This window comes from Lysinibacillus sp. VIII_CA (assembly GCF_049943995.1).
Classification (GTDB): Bacteria; Bacillota; Bacilli; order Bacillales_A; family Planococcaceae; genus Lysinibacillus; species Lysinibacillus pinottii.
This window is the reverse complement of the sequence record NZ_JBNFXM010000019.1, coordinates 51,923-68,518: the sequence shown is the minus strand read 5'-3', so window position 1 is coordinate 68,518 and position 16,596 is coordinate 51,923. Positions and strand designations below refer to the sequence as shown.

Genomic DNA, 16,596 nt, shown 5'->3' with positions numbered 1-16,596 from the left:
CAAGCAGATTCACTAATTCTTTTATTCAACTCATAAAATGACTATTGAATATCTACCGCACCTAAACGGTCAGAGCCAGTAGGATGCGCAATATAATTTGTAACTTTCTTGTTAGCAGCTAAAATTGGAGTAGAGTGAGCAAGCGGAACCCATGGTGCATCCTCAGAAATAATGACTTGAGCTTGCTTATAAAGCTCATTACGCTTGTCCTCATCGACTTCAGTTTGAGCGGCTGTTAACAACTTGTGTAATTCTTGATTATCATAGAATGTATAGTTGTTCGAGCCTATATTATCTCCATCTAATAAAGTATATAAGAAGTTATCCGCATCCCCATTATCACCTGTCCAGCCAAGTAAGAATGCATCCGCCTCACCATTTTGTGCTTTCTCTAGATAAGTAGCCCATTCAAATGACACAATTTTAGATTTAATGCCTACATCCTCTAGGTTCTTTTGAATCGCTTCTGCCACTTTTTGACCGTCAGGCATGTATGGACGTGGTACTGGCATTGCCCAAAGCTCAATTTCCTTGCCATCGTAACCTGCTTCAGCAAGTAATGCTTTCGCCTTTTCCGGATCATACGTATAGCCTGCAACTTCATCATTATAGCCAGAAATTACTGGTGGCATTGGGTTTTTCGCTGGCTTTGCTAGCCCTTCATAAAATGCATCCACTAATGCTTGCTTATCAATTGCATAGTTAACTGCCTGACGCACTTTTACATTATCAAATGGAGGGCGTGTCACTGTTAACCCTAGATAGCCAACGTTCATAGATGGACGCTCAATTAATTGTAAATTAGCATCCCCCTCAATTGTTCCTTTATCGGATGGACTAATGCCATCAGCTACATCAATATTGCCTGCTAATAAATCATTTAAGCGTGCAGAGTTCTCTGGAATAGAACGATAAATTACTTTATCTAATTTAGGATAGCCATCAATATAGTAATCAGGATTTTTCTCAATTGTGATTGAATCATTACGTACCCAGCTGACAAATTTGAAAGGGCCAGTACCTACAGGATTTGCTGACAATCCCTCTTCATCTGCTTCAAATGCAGTGGGTGAAGCAATCGCAAATGGAGACATTGCTAAGTTTTTCAGGAACGGTGCTTGTGGTTGGCTTAGCTTAAAGACAACTGTATAGTCACCCTCTGCATTTACTGACTCAATTACTTGTTTGTCACCAACGAGAAATTGCGAACTAAAATAAGGGTGTTTATCAGCACCTGATTTCCAACGTTCAATATTCTTAACAACTGCCTCAGCATTGAAATCTGTGCCATCATGGAATTTCACACCTTCTTGTAGCTGGAAAGTATACGTTAAACCATCCTCTGATGCCTCCCATGATTTTGCTAAACCTGGCTGAATCGTTACATCTTGTTCACCAAAATTCACCAATGTTTCATAAATATTAGCTGTAACCGTAAAGGATTCACCGTCTGTTACAACAGCAGGGTCTAGTGCTACAGAATCTCCTCCACGACCATACACTAAAATTTTCGGTTCTCCACTGCTAGCTGTATCGCCACCAGTTGAAGTATCTTTACTACCCGTATCCTTTGTATCAGAGCCGCCACAAGCTGCTAAGATCGTCGAGAGAATAAGGAGCAGCATTACTCCTAAAGTCCAAAGCTTCTTTTTCTTCATTCAATTTCCCCCTATGTGGTTTTTATATCATTTAATGTTGAAGTGCCTCATATAGATGACACGCAACATAATGACCTGTTTTCACTTCTTGCATGCTAGGTACTACCTGTGAGCATTGTTCCATTTTAAAAGGACATCTCGTATGGAATGTACAGCCACTTGGCGGATTGGATGCACTCGGAATATCCCCAGTAATAATGATTTGTTCACGTTCAAACGTTGGATCTGGCACTGGGACCGAAGATAAGAGTGCCTGTGTATATGGATGAAGCGGTTCAGCATATAAGCCTTCACTCGCAGTCAACTCTACTAATTTGCCTAAATACATGACGCCAACACGATTGCTAATATGGCGCACAACCCCTAAATCATGAGAAATAAATATATAGGTTAGCTTTAAATCCTTTTGCAGCTTTTGCAATAGATTTAACACTTGTGCCTGTATAGACACATCCAATGCCGATACTGGTTCATCCGCAATGATCAAACGAGGATTGGTCATTAAAGCACGTGCGATACCGATTCGTTGCCTTTGACCACCACTAAACTGATGTGGGTAACGTTTGACATGATATTCATTCAATCCAACAATCTCAAGCAGCTCCAATACCTTTTGCTTCCGCTCCTTGGCACTACCTATTCCGTGAACGATAAGAGGCTCTTCTAAAATTTTGCCAATGTTATGTCTTGGATTTAGAGAGGCATACGGGTCCTGAAAAATCATTTGAATATCTCTACGTGCCTTCCTCATTTCATTATTGGATAATTCAGAAATCATTTTACCTGCGAATTCAATGTTTCCTTCAGTAGGCTCTAGTAATCGCATGAGTAAACGACCTGTTGTTGATTTACCACAGCCCGACTCACCAACAATCCCCAATGTTTCACCTTCAAAAACCTCAAATGAAACATCATCCACTGCTTTTACATCCCCGGTTTGTGTATTTAGAACCCCTTTGCGTATGGGGAAATATTTCTTTAAGCCATCAACCTTTAATAACACTTTCGACACGTTGCTCCACCTCCTGCTTCTCTAGTAAAAAACATCTCGATTTATGCTGCTCTGCTGCCTCAAATAAAGGTGGTGTTTCCTGTAAACAACGTTCCATTGCGTATTCACAGCGTGCCGCAAAACGACACCCTACTTGAATACTCCCTGGTTTTGGTACACTTCCAGGGATTGAATATAAATTCTCCTTTTTAAATCGCATATCAGGCACTGATTGAATAAGACCTTGTGTATAAGGATGCTTCGGATTAGCGAATATTTCTTGAATCGGTGCCTCCTCTACAACTTGTCCAGCATACATGACAATCACACGCTCACAGGTTTCTGCTACAACGCCTAAATCATGTGTAATTAATAGTACTGCTGTATTCAATCGTTTATTTAAATCTTTCATAAGTTGTAAAATTTGAGCTTGAATCGTAACGTCTAAAGCAGTTGTCGGTTCGTCCGCAATTAAAACCTGTGGATCACAGACAAGTGCCATTGCAATCATGACCCGTTGACGCATCCCTCCCGATAGCTGATGCGGGTAATCCTTTAGTAATTCTTCAGCACGTGGTAAACCTACAAGTTTCACAATTTCAACTGCTCTGGCAAACGCTTTCTTTCTCGACCATTTTGGATTATGTATTAAAATGGCCTCCTTTAATTGATCACCAATTGTAAACAAGGGATTTAGTGAAGTCATAGGCTCCTGAAAAATCATAGCTATGTCTTTTCCACGAATTTTCTGCATTTGTTTTTCTGTATAATTCACTAGATTTTTACCATCTAGCAATATTTCACCACCGGTTATTTTGCCAGGGGGTGATGGAATTAATCCCATGATGGACAGTGACGTAACACTTTTACCACTTCCCGATTCACCGACAATCCCTAATATTTCTCCTTCTTGGACAGAAAAATCGATATCATCTACAGCAGGAATTTGTCCATTATCTGTGAAAAAGGTTGTTTTTAAACCTTTTATTTCTAGTAGCTTTTTCCTCATGCGCAACGTCCCACCCTACCTATATTTTACTTAATTATATAAATTATATTAACAGAATACTATAACTTTTGTTAAATTCCCTATTTTCAGATAATTCTAACTAAAAAACATCACTCTTTCAATCATTAATATTCTGCAAATTACATAGAATTTCTACAATAATCGTCTTTAATAATAATTAAATCTTATAAAGAGATAATTTTTTACATTTATCAAAAAAAAATAGCCTTCCATTTAAAAATAAATGAAAGACTTTTTTTAAAAATTTCACATTTGTTGATTTTCGTATAATTTCATTATTACTCCAAATGTTGCACTTGGAATAAATCATAATATGTCCCTTGTTCCATCATTAATTGCTCATGAGTACCGCTTTCGATTAATTGACCATGGTCTATAACAAAAATCTTGTCAGCATGTGTGATAGTCGAAAGACGATGAGCAATAATTATGGTTGTTCGTTCATGAGCCAGCTCCTCTAATGACTCCTGAATCAATGCTTCACTCTCTAAATCCAGCGCTGAAGTTGCTTCGTCAAGGATTAAAATCGGAGGATTTTTTAAAAATACTCGAGCAATGGCAACTCGTTGTTTTTGCCCACCTGATAGTTTTACTCCACGTTCACCTACTTTAGTGTCATATCCATTTGGCAGAGTCATAATAAAATCATGAGCATTTGCTGCTTTGGCAGCCTCAATCACTTGCTCATCTGTCGCATCAGGTTTTCCCATTAAAATATTTTCTTTAACAGAGTCACTGAAGAGTATATTATCTTGTAGGACAATTCCAATTTGAGAACGTAGTGAGTGCAATGTGACATCTCTTACATCCTGTCCATCAATTGTTACGAAACCATCCGTTGCATCATAAAACCGAGGTATTAAGCTAATAATTGTGGATTTACCACCACCACTCATGCCGACGAAGGCGACAGTCTCACCAGGATTAATAGTAAAATTAATATTTTTTAAAATAGATACCCCATCTTTTTCATATTGGAAAGAAACATTATCAAAACGAACTTCTCCTGTCGCGGCTGGTAATTCTCGCGCACCCACTTTATTTTTCACTTCATACGGTTCATCCATTAAATCAAACATTCGATCCATTGATGCAATGGATTGTGTCAACGTTGTTGAAGAACTAACAAGGCGGCGAAGTGGGCCATACAATCGTTCAATATACGCGATAAAGGCAACCATTGTTCCAACAGATAATGTACCATTTATGACTTGATAACCTGCATAAGCAATAACAAGTAAAGGCGCTACATCTGTAATGGTATTTACCACAGCAAAGGATTTAGCATTCCACTTTGTTTGATCAAGGGCCTTCTCTAAAAATTCACCATTTGCTTGATCAAATAGTGTTTGTTCATGTTTTTCTAATGTAAAGCTTTTAACAATACTCATACCAGCTACTCGTTCATGTAAATAGCTTTGCACACCTGCAAGTGCTTGTGAACGTTTACGTGTCAAATCTCTCAGTTTTCCAAAAAAGTACTTCACACTCAATGCATAAAATGGGAACGCTAATAAGGCCACTAATGTTAGCTTAATATCCATTGTTAGCATAATAATGACTGCAATGACAATGGTTGCAAGGTCTAGCCACACATTCATTAAACCCGTCATTACAAAGTTCTTCGTTTGCTCAACATCGTTGATGACCCTTGAAATAACATCACCGGCACGTGTATTGGCATAATATTTTAAGCTTAATCGTTGTAAATGTGCGTAGATTTCTTTCCGAATATCAAACAGCACCTTATTACTAACATGTTGTGCAAAATATTGACGGTAGTATTCGATGGGTGGACGAATAATAAAGAACACAATAATCGTTCCTCCCAGCCAATATAATAGCTCTTTTGTTTTTTCTCCATCTGTTAAGTCGTCCGCAGCAATAATATCATCCAACACAATTTTAATGAGTAATGGAATAAATAAAGGAATAGCAAATTTAACTATACCGATAACAATCGTTAAAACGATCTCCCAAGAATAAGGTTTTACAAAGCGCATATACCGCTTGATGCTTCCCAAATTTTCATCACATCCTTACAAAAAGAAACAGGCATCCAATGATGAATGCCCTATGTATTATAGCAATATTTTGACTAAAATACAGTTATGATGACTTTACCGCTAACTATTTTGCATATGCCTTTCCTAGAAATGGCTACAAGAGGCAATATAAAACACCTATTAGTTAACTAATAGGTGTCACTAACAATCATCTGACTGCATATCTAGCTGGAACTTATAACGATTTGTCCAGACGTCGATGAAATCGGGTGCAAAAGGTCCTCTTTTTTGTTGAATCCAGCTTATTAGCTTATCGACATTGCGCTTTAAAATTTTATCAATCACATCAGGATAAGACATTTCCTTACGATGAAGCTCATATTCATCCTCATCTAAGAGCGTATAAGACATGTCAGGAAAAACTTTAATGTCTAGATCATAGTCGATATATTTAATGGCATTATTATCGAACACAAATGGTGAGCTTAGATTGCAATAATAATACACACCGTCTTCACGTAGCATACAGATGATGTTAAACCAGTGTTCCGCATGGAAATAGCAAATAGAAGGCTCTCTCGTTAGCCATGTACGACCATCGGATTCTGTCACAAGTGTCCGTTCATTCGCACCAATCACAATATTTTTCGTTCCTTTTAAAACCATCGTTTCTTGCCAAACACGGTGGATGCGGCCATTGTGCTTATAGCTATGTATTTGTATCGTTTCTCCTTCTACCGGTAATGCCATTTTGAAGCCCACCTTTTCGTCTATGCTACCTTTATCTAGCAGTCTCTAGTATATTATAGCAATGTGTACGCGAAAGGTGTAGTTAGAAAACCACAAATTTCACTACGCTATTTTGAATTTGTATAAAATTTCGTTAACTTTAAGCGAAATTTATTAAAAGCCCTGCAATATTGGAATTTATTGGTTTACCAAAAGAATATAGAAAGGAGCTGTCTTTTTCATCTTTTCGGATTTTTAGACAGCCCCTTAGAGGTAAATGCAATTATGCAATTACAAAGTGTTACTCACCTAAATCTTGGTTAGTTTTAGAGAAACGACCTGAAGCTGGAGCTTTCTTTTGCTCTGCTTTCGCATTTTGCTTTTGCACTTCATTTACGTCCGTTTCATAACCAAATTCTTCACTTTGACGTTGCATGTTTTTATTCGGTTGGAAATTTTGGTTGTTTTGCTTTTTCATTATTCATTCACCTCCACGCTAATTATTGTGTACCGAGGTGAAGAAATTTATGCTCATTAAATAATTGTTTTAAGCAGGATTTATTTTCCTATTTATTATTTTTTACCTCTTCCCATATTTTTAACATAGGAACAGGCATCGGCAATTGTTCTATTTGTTCTTGAGTGAACCAATCGCCCGTTGAAGAGGATTTACACTTCATATAATAGCTATTTATATGCCATGTTAAATGTGAAAACACGTGCTTAAATGAAAGCAGTTCATGCCTAGCTTGTACATTAATGGAACATTCCTTTAAGAAGCTTTCCTCTGTTATCTGACTAGTAGTATCAATCATTGGGAATTGCCATAGTTTAGCTAATAATCCTTCTTCGGGCCGTTGCTCCATTAAAAAACGTCCTTGTTCATCTTGACAGACTAAAATATTGTAACTCAAATGCTTCATCTTCATTTTTTTCGATTTAACTGGCAGTTTTTCCGGTTCACCCTCATTAAACGCTGTACAATATTCTCGCACAGGGCACAATAAACATTTCGGTGACGTAGGCGTACAAATAAGTGCCCCTAGCTCCATTAAGCCTTGGTTAAAGGAAGATGCATTAGTAGGATCAATAAGCTCCTCAACTGCCGCTTCAAAAATCTTTTTAGTTTTGGGTACGGCTATGTCCTCATTTATATTAAGCACTCTGCTTAATACTCGCATAACATTGCCATCTACTGCATGTTCGGGCTTGTTATAGGCAATACTTAAAATAGCACCAGCGGTATAAGGTCCTACACCTTTTAATTTTGATATTTCATGGCGATTATCAGGGACCACGCCTCCATAATTTTCTAAAACCTCACGTGCACCTGCCTGTAAATTGCGCACTCGAGAATAATAGCCAAGTCCTTCCCAATGCTTTAATAAATAATCTTGTGGAGCTTCTGCAAGCAAATCTAATGTTGGAAAACTTTCCATAAAACGATTGTAATAAGGAATAACTGTGTCGACACGTGTCTGCTGTAGCATCACTTCAGAAACCCAAATTTTATATGGATCTGTAGTATGTCTCCACGGTAAGTCGCGTTTCTCAGCGTTAAACCATTCGACTAAAGAATGTCGAAATTCTGTTACATATGGGTAATTCACAGTGACCTCCAATATTTTTACGATTTAATTTATGTTGAAAAGGGTATACAATTAATAAAGAATGAACATTCGTCCATAACTGACAAAATTCGTCATTATCGAATGTCACCATACAAAAATTGAATACAGTTAATTTATAATTGAAATAAAGATGTATGCAAATTGTACTCGATTTTACTGCATACTAGGAGTGGATATTTTTGGATTCAGGTACACATTTCGTTATGGGTATTGCCCTTGGCGGTCTCGCATTAGCCGACCCTATAGTAGCAAATCACTCAATGACCTTTACTGCTGTCATGGCAGGTACGATAATTGGCTCACAAGCTCCAGATGTTGATACTGTGTTAAAACTACGCAATAATGCCATTTATATTAGACATCATCGCGGAATTACACATTCTCTACCGGCAGTAGCTATATGGCCAATCTTAATAACAGCAGTTATATCCCTTATTTTGCAAGACGTAAATGTGTTTCATTTATGGCTTTGGACATTTTTAGCTGTTGCTCTTCACGTCTTTGTAGATATTTTTAATGCATACGGTACCCAAGCAATACGGCCTTTTTCCAGAAAATGGGTTGCATTAGGTGTCATCAATACATTTGATCCGATTATTTTTTCCTTACACTGTTTAGGTATTGTATTATGGGCTTTCGGAGCCAACCCTGTTTGGACATTTAGCATCATGTATATCATCATCGTGATTTATTATCTGTTACGATTTGCTGTTCAAAAAGCAGTAAAAAATGCTGTCCACAGTACGATACAAGATGAAGAATATGTTATCGTAGCACCCACTATGCGCTTCTTCCATTGGCGTATTGCTGCCAAGTCTAAAACACATTATTATGTTGGCCGTGCTTATGGAAGGACTGTTAATATTTATGATAAATTTGAGATTAAGCCTTTACCTAATACTGCCCTCATTCATGCAGCAATGAAAGACCCCAACTTAGCTGCCTTCGTGTCATTCTCCCCGATGTACCGATGGGAGATTTCTGAGCTTGAAAATGGCTTATTAGAGGTACGTTTAATCGACTTGCGTTATCGTAGTGACAATCGCTATCCCTTTGTGGCAGTAGCACATTTAAATGACGATAATGAAATCGTCACATCCTACACGGGTTGGATTTTTACAGAAGATAAGCTTCAGAAAAAACTACAAATTGGCGCAAGTAATTAAGCAGTAAACCCTGACCAATAATGGTCAGGGTTTTATTATTGTATCATATCATCACTAGCATCTAGGAGATGGGCATATTTAGGATTGCGCCCTGCAAAAGCATGAAGTTTATCACCATAGCTTGTAATTAATTGGCGAACAAGATTTTCTGTATAATCTGGCCCACGATAATCATGCCCTGCTTTAGCTGAAGTTGATTCAAAATCACTCCATAATAATTCAACCCAGACACGGGCACGTCCAACTGACATTTGTGGATTTTTCGCAAGCAATTCTGCTGTCAATTTTTCAATTTTTTCCTCCATTTATTTACCCACCTTTACAGGAGACAGCATGGATACAGGTAGTGCCTCTTGGTATTTGTCACCACCTAAACGATGTCCCCATGCAAATCGTCCCTTCAAATAATCAACTTGGAAAAATTCATTATCTGAACGATCAATACGATACATTTCACCCGGAACAATTGTATTCAAATCTACTAAATAAGCTGCTGCCATTAATGCTTTACGTTCATAAACAGCAAATTCATTAATGATGCCAAGCTGTTCTGCCTTTCTTGCCTTCTCTTTTAAAAATGCAATTTCCTCACGCAGTTCATGCTCAGACATAGCAGCATAATTCTTTTCGTTCATTCCTCATTCTCCTTCTCTTCTATAAAACGGTCTATTACTTCTATAGGAAAACCCTTTTGGTAAAGCGTCTGCTTCACCTTCATTTTTAGCTCATAACCAGTATACTTCGATACGTACTTTTTCCAAACTTTTTCGCCCTGTGCATCGAGTAATGGCTGCCAGTTGTCTTCATCTTGCTCAAGTTCTATTTGATTAAGAACCTCTTCCACAATAGGAAATGCATAGCCTTTTCTTAACAGATAATCTTGAATTTTAGCCTTTACTTGTGCTGGCGTCTTTCTTTTCTCTGAACGTATAATTTTTTCCGCCAACTGTAAGGCCAATTTTATTTGTTCTTCAAAACTATAAGTGGCAAGTACCTCATCTTGTAGGTCTTTATCAATTCCTTTTTTCATGAGATCTTGTCTAATAGCTCTCGGTCCCTTTTTCATTGTAGCCTTTTTTGTATCAAGTAAAGCTTTGGAATAATTTTCATCGTTTATAAAGCCATACGATTTTAATTTCTGGATTGCTTCTAAAACTACTGCTTCTCCAAATTCTAAGGTAAGAAGTTTTTTCTTAACCTCGTGCTCACTTCGCATTTGATAAGAAAGAAAGTTTAATCCTTTATTAAACGCCTTGCGTATCTCATCCTCATAGGCAATTTCCTGAATTTCAAATTCATCGAGAACTTTCCCCTTTGTTAAAGAAAATTGAAGAAGAATAGCCTCGTCAACAGGAAATGCATATTCTTCATTTAAGTAGATATTATAACGCTCAGGATTGTTTTTTTGACGTGCAATTTTCGTAATCATACGCATAGCCAACACCTCACCTGTCCATTATAACATTTCTTTTTACGGTATCCGTTATTCGATACTTATCACCTTCTTCTAGGGATTCACTTAAGGTGCTTGCATTGGTGTTAAATGATAAAATTACTAGTAAAGTATATTTTTGAAAAAGGGGTGCTTCTTATGAAAATCGTGATTGCGGGTGGAACTGGTTTTGTGGGAAAAGCTTTTATCAAGCTAGCTCAGGAAAATGGTCACAGTATATTTGTTTTAACTCGAAGTCCTTCCTCCGAAAAAAATGGTATTCAATATGTACAATGGTTGCAGGATGAATCCCTACCAATAGAGGCATTAGAAGGAGCAGATGCCTTTGTGAATTTAGCAGGAGTTTCTTTAAATAATGGTCGGTGGACGAAAAAACAAAAGAAGGATATTTATTGGAGTCGGATGCATGCGACACTTGAAATAGTGCGCATAATAGAAAAGCTCAGGAAAAAACCGAAAGTACTTGTTAATGCAAGTGCCGTGGGTTTTTACCCCCATTCTACAGAGGTTATTTATGATGAGAATTTTTCTGATGCAGCGACCAATTTTTTAGGCTCGACCGTTGATGATTGGGAACGACATGCAAAACGAGCAGAACATTTGGGAATCCGTGTGGCCCTTGCACGCTTTGGTGTCATTTTAGGTAGAAAGAGCGGTGCCTTACCACCCATGCTATTGCCATATCAAATGCATATTGGCGGAACAATCGGTTCTGGTAAGCAATGGCTTTCGTGGGTACATATTGAAGATGTAGCACGTGCTTTATATTTTGCAATCCTTCATGAAGAAATTCATGGTCCATTCAATGTAACTGCACCTCATGCCACACGCATGAAAGAATTTGGACAAACAATCGCTATGGTCATGAATCGACGACATTGGATGCCTGTCCCTAGCTTTGCCATCCGCTTTGCCCTTGGAGAACAGAGCACTCTTGTTTTAGAGGGTCAACATGTCCAACCAGCTTTGTTAGAAAAGCATCATTTTACATTTAAATTTCCCCATTTAACAGAAGCACTTGAAGACTTATTAATTGCTCAGAATTAGTGGATAATTTATAGCTATTTTACGCATCCTATTGAAAAAGAAAGGATGCGTTTTTTATGTGGAAACAGCATATTGTTGGTGCGGTAATCGCTACTTTTATTATTGCCGCAGGTATTAGCATTAATCCATATTTTGCTGCAGGTTCTGATGAACATCATTGGGGCTTTAAGCGTGCTAAAAATGGTGAACAGGCAGAGGCTGGTGCGCAGCTTGATCAACTACTTGATAAATATGGGGCTATTTATAAAGGGAAGGCAGATAAAAAAATTGCCTACCTAACATTTGATAATGGCTATGAGAACGGCTTTACCGAAAGTATTTTGGATACATTGAAAAAAGAAGATGTACCTGCAACTTTCTTTTTAACTGGCCATTATTTAGACAGCGCGAGCGACCTAGTAAAACGTATGGTGAAGGATGGTCATACTATTGGCAACCATTCATATGGGCACCCTAATATGGCTCGACTTACTCCAGAGGGCATGCGTGCAGAATGGCGAAAATTTGATGGGAAATTACGTGAAATGACTGGCATCGATCGTACAACCTATGCACGTCCGCCAGAAGGAACCTTTAATGCAAAACTGCTAGAAGTAGGTAATGCGGAAGGGTATCGACATATATTTTGGTCTGTTGCCTTTAAGGATTGGATGAAAGATGAGCGACGTGGTGCTGATTATGCCTATAATGCGCTCATGGAGCAATTGCATCCAGGCGCCGTTATTTTAATGCATACGGTTGCACAAGACAATGCTGAAGCTTTGCCAATGTTTATTGCAGAGGCCAAAAAGCAAGGCTATACCTTCTTATCACTTGACGATTTAGTATTAGAATATGAAGATTTTCCTGTTGCTTTGCAATCGTCTGCTCCTTCGTTATAATGGGGAGATGACATTATAAAGCAGGGACGTGGAACGTTTGACGCAGCAAACAACAATGACCGTGGGGCAAAAATTCCCACTCATAATAAAAAGACTTGGCATTAATGGAGAAGGTGTGGGTTTTTATAAAAGAAATGTAATATTTGTAAAAGGAGCTATTCCTGGTGAAGAAATTACCGCTCAGGTTACGAAAACTCAACGTAATTTTGCTGAAGCTGAGATTTTATCCATTCATAAAGCCTCTAAGCACCGCCAGGAAGCACCTTGTCCAGTCTACAATGAATGTGGTGGCTGTCAACTTCAACATATGACATATGAAAAACAGCTATTGGAAAAACGTGATATTGTCATCCAAGCTTTAGAGCGTTATGCGAAACCTCTAGCTGAAACAGTGGAAGTACGAAAAACACTTGGAATGGATAATCCTTGGCATTATCGTAATAAAAGTCAATTCCAAGTACGTAAAGAGGGCAAGCGAGTATATGCAGGCTTATTTGCTGAAGGCAGCAATAAGCTACTAAATATTAACGACTGCCTTGTACAACACCCTGTTACATCTAAAATTACTGTCGCAACACGTAAGATTTTACAAAAATTAAATATCACGATTTATGATGGACGTACACTAGATGGCTTAGTGCGTACGATTGTAGTACGTACAGGGATACGTACAGGTGAAACACAAGTTGTACTTGTAACTACCCGTAAAGAAATTCCCCATCTTGCTGAATTGATTACACGTATAAAAAAAATTGATCCTAGCATTGTTTCCATTGCACAAAATATTAATCGTGAGAAAACCTCTTTAATTTTTGGTGATGAAACAATAGTTCTTGATGGTAAAGAAACAATACATGAAGAGCTTGGCGAATTGGCCTTTGACTTATCGGCTCGTGCTTTCTTCCAGCTTAATCCAACTCAAACAGTTCATCTCTATGATGAAATAAAAAAGGCAGCTGCTTTAACAGGAAAAGAATCAGTAGTTGATGCATATTGTGGAGTTGGTACCGTGGGACTTTGGCTAGCAGATCAAGCAGCAGAAGTTCGCGGGATGGATGTCATTCCTGAAAGCATTCAAGATGCTCGCAAAAATGCGCGCAACCATGGCTTCAAGCATACTAAATATGCTGTAGGTACGGCCGAAAGTGTCCTATCAAAATGGCGCAAAGAAGGCTTTACACCAGATGTTATAACAGTAGACCCACCGCGTACAGGTCTTGCATCAGAGTTTATTCAAACCGTGCTTAAGCTTAGACCTAAGCGTTTTGTTTATACATCATGTAATCCATCTACATTAGCGAAGGATTTACAGCAATTATCGAAGCATTATCATGTCGAGTATATTCAACCTGTCGATATGTTTTCACAGACGGCACAGGTAGAATGTGTAGCAAAGCTGGTATTGAAAAATAAATAAAAATAAAAGGCGTCTCAAAAAAATTTGAGACGTCCTTTTTTGTTATGCACAGCACGAGCTGCCTGGTGGATGACGGACGGTCCAGAAAAGTCAATACCTCAACCATTACCCCAGGATTTAGAAGATTTTTAAATGCTAAGAGTTGAACTTTTATAGAAAGATTTTTGACACGTAAACTTTGTACTTTTACCTTTAACCTTTAAGCCTTTAGGTTATTTTCGTTGTAAGTTTCATTTGAGTAAGGCATGTTTTATGTTTAAACTCGCACACATGCCTTAAAGCGCGAGCGACTCTTCGTTTTCCGTTTTCGCAAGGCCATGCATATCCTTTTATGCCTGCACTTCAATAAATGTTGTGGCATTCGATTCAGATAAGACTGCATCGACCTCTGATTCGAACTCTTCAATCCGACTACTTAATGTCTCTATTCTCTGTCTAACATTTAGTGGATCAATGATTTCAAACTCATTCCTTTTCATAAATGTTTCCTTATGTAATTTCACTTCTTCCGGAGATTGTTTATCTTTATTGCCTAATATATTAATTAAATAGGTTTCCAGTTTGGCCGGTAATGCATCATTTTCTTTGGCAACTGTATGGATAGCAGAACGGTATTGATGTTGCATGACTTCTAGCAAGTTCTTTTCATATTGAATCGATTGTTTACGCTCAATGGCCTCCGCGACAGTCATCTCTTCCTTGCCAACGATTACCTTTGTGCTGGCATTCGATTGTACAACTAACGCTTTTATTTTATTTCTATAGCTAATTAAGCCCATTACTTTATCATAGGATGCTTGCATTTGTTTTTCGTATTCAACTATTTCTATTCCATTTATTTTCTGATTACTTTTACGATTGGCTACTACAGAGCTAACCTCATTGGTTGCCCCTTCTATACGTTGTTGTAGCATTTTCAATTCTGTTAAGGCGCGATGAATAGATAGTTTTTTCATTTCGGTCATGATAAAACCTCCTTCTTAAGCAAGTATTCTTTCATTATATTTAAAAATTTTAGCAATGTCCAAAATATACCTTTTTATTTTTATTGATTTCATAATAATTTGTCTGTATAATTCTTTTTTAGGTGCCAAACCTATGTAACTTGGACGGAACATCCTTGTTACGCAAAAAACGCCATAACAGCACGGATTTGCTGGGCGTTTTTTTGTTTTTGAGCGGGAGATGAGCCCCGCTCTTTTTATTTTGCCATCAATGTCTGTTTGTTCTTAAGACGTCCAAATATGAGTAATATGAAAGCCACAATTAGGAGCAGTATAGCTACAAGTAAAAGGAAGCTATAATTTTTAACATATTCTAAATAAACTCCACCTAAGAACGGTCCGGTTAAACTACCTATACTTAGGGCAATTCCGCAGAGTAAATTCCCAGTGGGCAGTAGCTCCTTTGGCGTTAAATCTGCCATAAAAGTAATCCCCAAAGAAAACATCGAGCCAACTAGCGTACCCGTTAAGAAAAATGCTATAGCGACAGCCATTTGTGATTGTTCTAAAAAGCTGGCAATTGCGAAAATAATAGCGCCACCAAATGACCCTACCATCAAAATATTCCTTCTCCCCACTTTATCTCCCAGTGCACCTAATGGGACTTGAGTTAAAATACCACCAAATGTAAAGACTGATAAAATAATTGGAATCATGCCAACCTCAAACCCTTTACGTAGTGCATATACGGGGAATAATGCATTCAATGAAGATTCAAGGAACCCGTATACAAAAGGTCCTAAAAAGGCAATCCACCCAAATAATATAGCCATTTTGTAACGCTTCCATCCTCTTGCATGTAAGTCACCTGTTAATCGCTCAGGTTTTTCATTTTGTAAGAAGAATACAAAAGACCATGCAATTAAACACATGATTGACGAAACAATAAACGGTAAAGCTTCAGCTATTTCAATCAACTTTACCATTAGTGGCCCAACGGCAAAGCCTATACTAAAGGACAAGCCATAGATAGCCATCCCTTTTCCCAAGCTTTTATGATCAGCGGTACTAGTAATCCATGTTTGTGTGGCATAATGCAGGGCATGATCCCCAACACCAATCAGTAAGCGAAGCACAAACCAAAATGTGACGCTTTTCCATAAAGGAAATGCCAATAAGGAGATAAAAACAAACGCGCCACCCATTAAAATAATCGGTTTATAGCCCCATTTTCGTAATGGTTGCTCAATGAATGGTGAAATTAATAATGTCCCTATGTATAAGCCCGTTGCATTCAAGCCATTTAATGCTGAGGAAACGCCATCACGTTCAAAAATTATAGAAATGAGCGGTAATAACATCCCTTGTGAAAAGCCCGATATGGATACAATTATTACTAATATGGTAAATCTTTTTTTGCTGTAATCTGAGAAATATGTCATCTTTTCCTCCAATCATTCTCCCAAAGAACAGCATACCAAAAAGCCTTAGCGCTCACCACATGTGATTTTACGCTAAGGCTTAACGAATACTTATAGTCATTTAATTGTATAAACACGAAATTCGGCTTTTGATTATTACCGAGTACTTGTTTAAACTCCCTCCTTTTCGAGTTAGAGTTTTAAAGATGTTTTCAATCAGCT

16 protein-coding genes are annotated in these 16,596 nt (G+C 37.9%); 4 read left to right on the top strand and 12 right to left on the bottom strand.

From position 1 onward, the window contains the following. Positions 1-41: 41 nt before the first annotated feature. The 7 genes from ACP3VS_RS19520 to mutY all read right to left on the bottom strand — a co-directional run bounded on the left by ACP3VS_RS19520 (position 42) and on the right by mutY (position 8,024). Positions 42-1,658, bottom strand: a complete 1,617-nt coding sequence (locus ACP3VS_RS19520; protein WP_426389679.1) for an ABC transporter substrate-binding protein — start codon at positions 1,656-1,658, stop codon at positions 42-44. A 31-nt stretch (positions 1,659-1,689) separates the two neighbouring features. After that, entirely contained in the window at positions 1,690-2,670 is a 981-nt protein-coding gene (locus tag ACP3VS_RS19515) for an ABC transporter ATP-binding protein (RefSeq protein ID WP_031416885.1), read from the bottom strand. Next, positions 2,645-3,658: an ABC transporter ATP-binding protein gene (locus ACP3VS_RS19510; RefSeq protein ID WP_012292107.1), complete on the bottom strand. Its 1,014-nt coding sequence runs from the start codon at positions 3,656-3,658 to the stop codon at positions 2,645-2,647. The genes ACP3VS_RS19515 and ACP3VS_RS19510 overlap by 26 nt, the downstream gene beginning before the upstream one ends. Before the next feature lie 299 nt (positions 3,659-3,957). Next, positions 3,958-5,682, bottom strand: coding sequence for an ABC transporter ATP-binding protein (locus ACP3VS_RS19505; protein ID WP_012292106.1), 1,725 nt, complete (start codon positions 5,680-5,682; stop codon positions 3,958-3,960). Between the two features lie 204 nt (positions 5,683-5,886). Further along, positions 5,887-6,435: a nucleoside tri-diphosphate phosphatase gene (ntdP, locus tag ACP3VS_RS19500; RefSeq protein ID WP_025115837.1), complete on the bottom strand. Its 549-nt coding sequence runs from the start codon at positions 6,433-6,435 to the stop codon at positions 5,887-5,889. 280 nt (positions 6,436-6,715) lie between these two features. Continuing rightward, a complete protein-coding gene (locus tag ACP3VS_RS19495; RefSeq protein WP_008173504.1) occupies positions 6,716-6,892 on the bottom strand; it encodes a gamma-type small acid-soluble spore protein in 177 nt (58 codons plus the stop codon). 88 nt (positions 6,893-6,980) lie between these two features. Continuing rightward, positions 6,981-8,024, bottom strand: coding sequence for an A/G-specific adenine glycosylase (gene mutY, locus ACP3VS_RS19490; RefSeq protein ID WP_031416881.1), 1,044 nt, complete (start codon positions 8,022-8,024; stop codon positions 6,981-6,983). A gap of 200 nt (positions 8,025-8,224) precedes the next feature. On the opposite strand from mutY, the gene ACP3VS_RS19485 reads away from it, so the two are divergent. Further along, the gene (locus tag ACP3VS_RS19485) at positions 8,225-9,211 is read left to right on the top strand and encodes a metal-dependent hydrolase (RefSeq protein ID WP_197148653.1); all 987 of its coding nucleotides are present in this window, start codon (positions 8,225-8,227) and stop codon (positions 9,209-9,211) included. Positions 9,212-9,246: 35 nt separating this feature from the next. On the opposite strand, the gene ACP3VS_RS19480 is transcribed toward ACP3VS_RS19485, so the two are convergent. The 3 genes from ACP3VS_RS19480 to recX are packed head-to-tail and all read right to left on the bottom strand — an operon-like array spanning position 9,247 to position 10,646. Continuing rightward, positions 9,247-9,516 (bottom strand): YfhJ family protein, encoded by a 270-nt coding sequence (locus tag ACP3VS_RS19480; protein WP_012292102.1) that lies wholly within the window; start codon positions 9,514-9,516, stop codon positions 9,247-9,249. Continuing rightward, positions 9,517-9,846: a YfhH family protein gene (locus ACP3VS_RS19475; protein WP_012292101.1), complete on the bottom strand. Its 330-nt coding sequence runs from the start codon at positions 9,844-9,846 to the stop codon at positions 9,517-9,519. Then, positions 9,843-10,646, bottom strand: a complete 804-nt coding sequence (recX, locus tag ACP3VS_RS19470; RefSeq protein ID WP_099806187.1) for a recombination regulator RecX — start codon at positions 10,644-10,646, stop codon at positions 9,843-9,845. Before recX ends, ACP3VS_RS19475 begins: the two co-directional genes overlap by 4 nt. Before the next feature lie 156 nt (positions 10,647-10,802). On the opposite strand from recX, the gene ACP3VS_RS19465 reads away from it, so the two are divergent. The 3 genes from ACP3VS_RS19465 to rlmD are packed head-to-tail and all read left to right on the top strand — an operon-like array spanning position 10,803 to position 14,009. Next, a complete protein-coding gene (locus tag ACP3VS_RS19465; protein ID WP_197148655.1) occupies positions 10,803-11,711 on the top strand; it encodes a TIGR01777 family oxidoreductase in 909 nt (302 codons plus the stop codon). A 56-nt stretch (positions 11,712-11,767) separates the two neighbouring features. Beyond that, positions 11,768-12,592, top strand: coding sequence for a polysaccharide deacetylase family protein (locus ACP3VS_RS19460; protein ID WP_012292098.1), 825 nt, complete (start codon positions 11,768-11,770; stop codon positions 12,590-12,592). Positions 12,593-12,629: 37 nt separating this feature from the next. Then, on the top strand, positions 12,630-14,009 hold the full coding sequence (rlmD, locus tag ACP3VS_RS19455) for a 23S rRNA (uracil(1939)-C(5))-methyltransferase RlmD (protein WP_036165396.1): 1,380 nt from the start codon (positions 12,630-12,632) through the stop codon (positions 14,007-14,009). Positions 14,010-14,338: 329 nt separating this feature from the next. Here rlmD and ACP3VS_RS19450 read toward each other — a convergent pair whose 3' ends face one another. Together ACP3VS_RS19450 and ACP3VS_RS19445 are read right to left on the bottom strand one after the other, a co-directional pair. Then, entirely contained in the window at positions 14,339-14,974 is a 636-nt protein-coding gene (locus tag ACP3VS_RS19450; RefSeq protein WP_426389673.1) for a hypothetical protein, read from the bottom strand. Positions 14,975-15,210: 236 nt separating this feature from the next. Then, positions 15,211-16,395 (bottom strand): MFS transporter, encoded by a 1,185-nt coding sequence (locus ACP3VS_RS19445; protein WP_036160447.1) that lies wholly within the window; start codon positions 16,393-16,395, stop codon positions 15,211-15,213. Positions 16,396-16,596: the final 201 nt, after the last annotated feature.

Bases quoted from the DNA above. Each gene is read 5' to 3' on its own strand.
- ACP3VS_RS19520 (WP_426389679.1), bottom strand. From the start codon at position 1,658: ATGAAGAAAAAGAAGCTTTGGACTTTAGGAGTAATGCTGCTCCTTATT.
- ACP3VS_RS19510 (WP_012292107.1), bottom strand. From the start codon at position 3,658: ATGAGGAAAAAGCTACTAGAAATAAAAGGTTTAAAAACAACCTTTTTC.
- ACP3VS_RS19505 (WP_012292106.1), bottom strand. From the start codon at position 5,682: ATGCGCTTTGTAAAACCTTATTCTTGGGAGATCGTTTTAACGATTGTT.
- ntdP (WP_025115837.1), bottom strand. From the start codon at position 6,435: ATGGCATTACCGGTAGAAGGAGAAACGATACAAATACATAGCTATAAG.
- ACP3VS_RS19495 (WP_008173504.1), bottom strand. From the start codon at position 6,892: ATGAAAAAGCAAAACAACCAAAATTTCCAACCGAATAAAAACATGCAA.
- ACP3VS_RS19480 (WP_012292102.1), bottom strand. From the start codon at position 9,516: ATGGAGGAAAAAATTGAAAAATTGACAGCAGAATTGCTTGCGAAAAAT.
- ACP3VS_RS19475 (WP_012292101.1), bottom strand. From the start codon at position 9,846: ATGAACGAAAAGAATTATGCTGCTATGTCTGAGCATGAACTGCGTGAG.
- recX (WP_099806187.1), bottom strand. From the start codon at position 10,646: ATGCGTATGATTACGAAAATTGCACGTCAAAAAAACAATCCTGAGCGT.
- ACP3VS_RS19465 (WP_197148655.1), top strand. From the start codon at position 10,803: ATGAAAATCGTGATTGCGGGTGGAACTGGTTTTGTGGGAAAAGCTTTT.
- ACP3VS_RS19460 (WP_012292098.1), top strand. From the start codon at position 11,768: ATGTGGAAACAGCATATTGTTGGTGCGGTAATCGCTACTTTTATTATT.
- ACP3VS_RS19450 (WP_426389673.1), bottom strand. From the start codon at position 14,974: ATGACCGAAATGAAAAAACTATCTATTCATCGCGCCTTAACAGAATTG.
- ACP3VS_RS19445 (WP_036160447.1), bottom strand. From the start codon at position 16,395: ATGACATATTTCTCAGATTACAGCAAAAAAAGATTTACCATATTAGTA.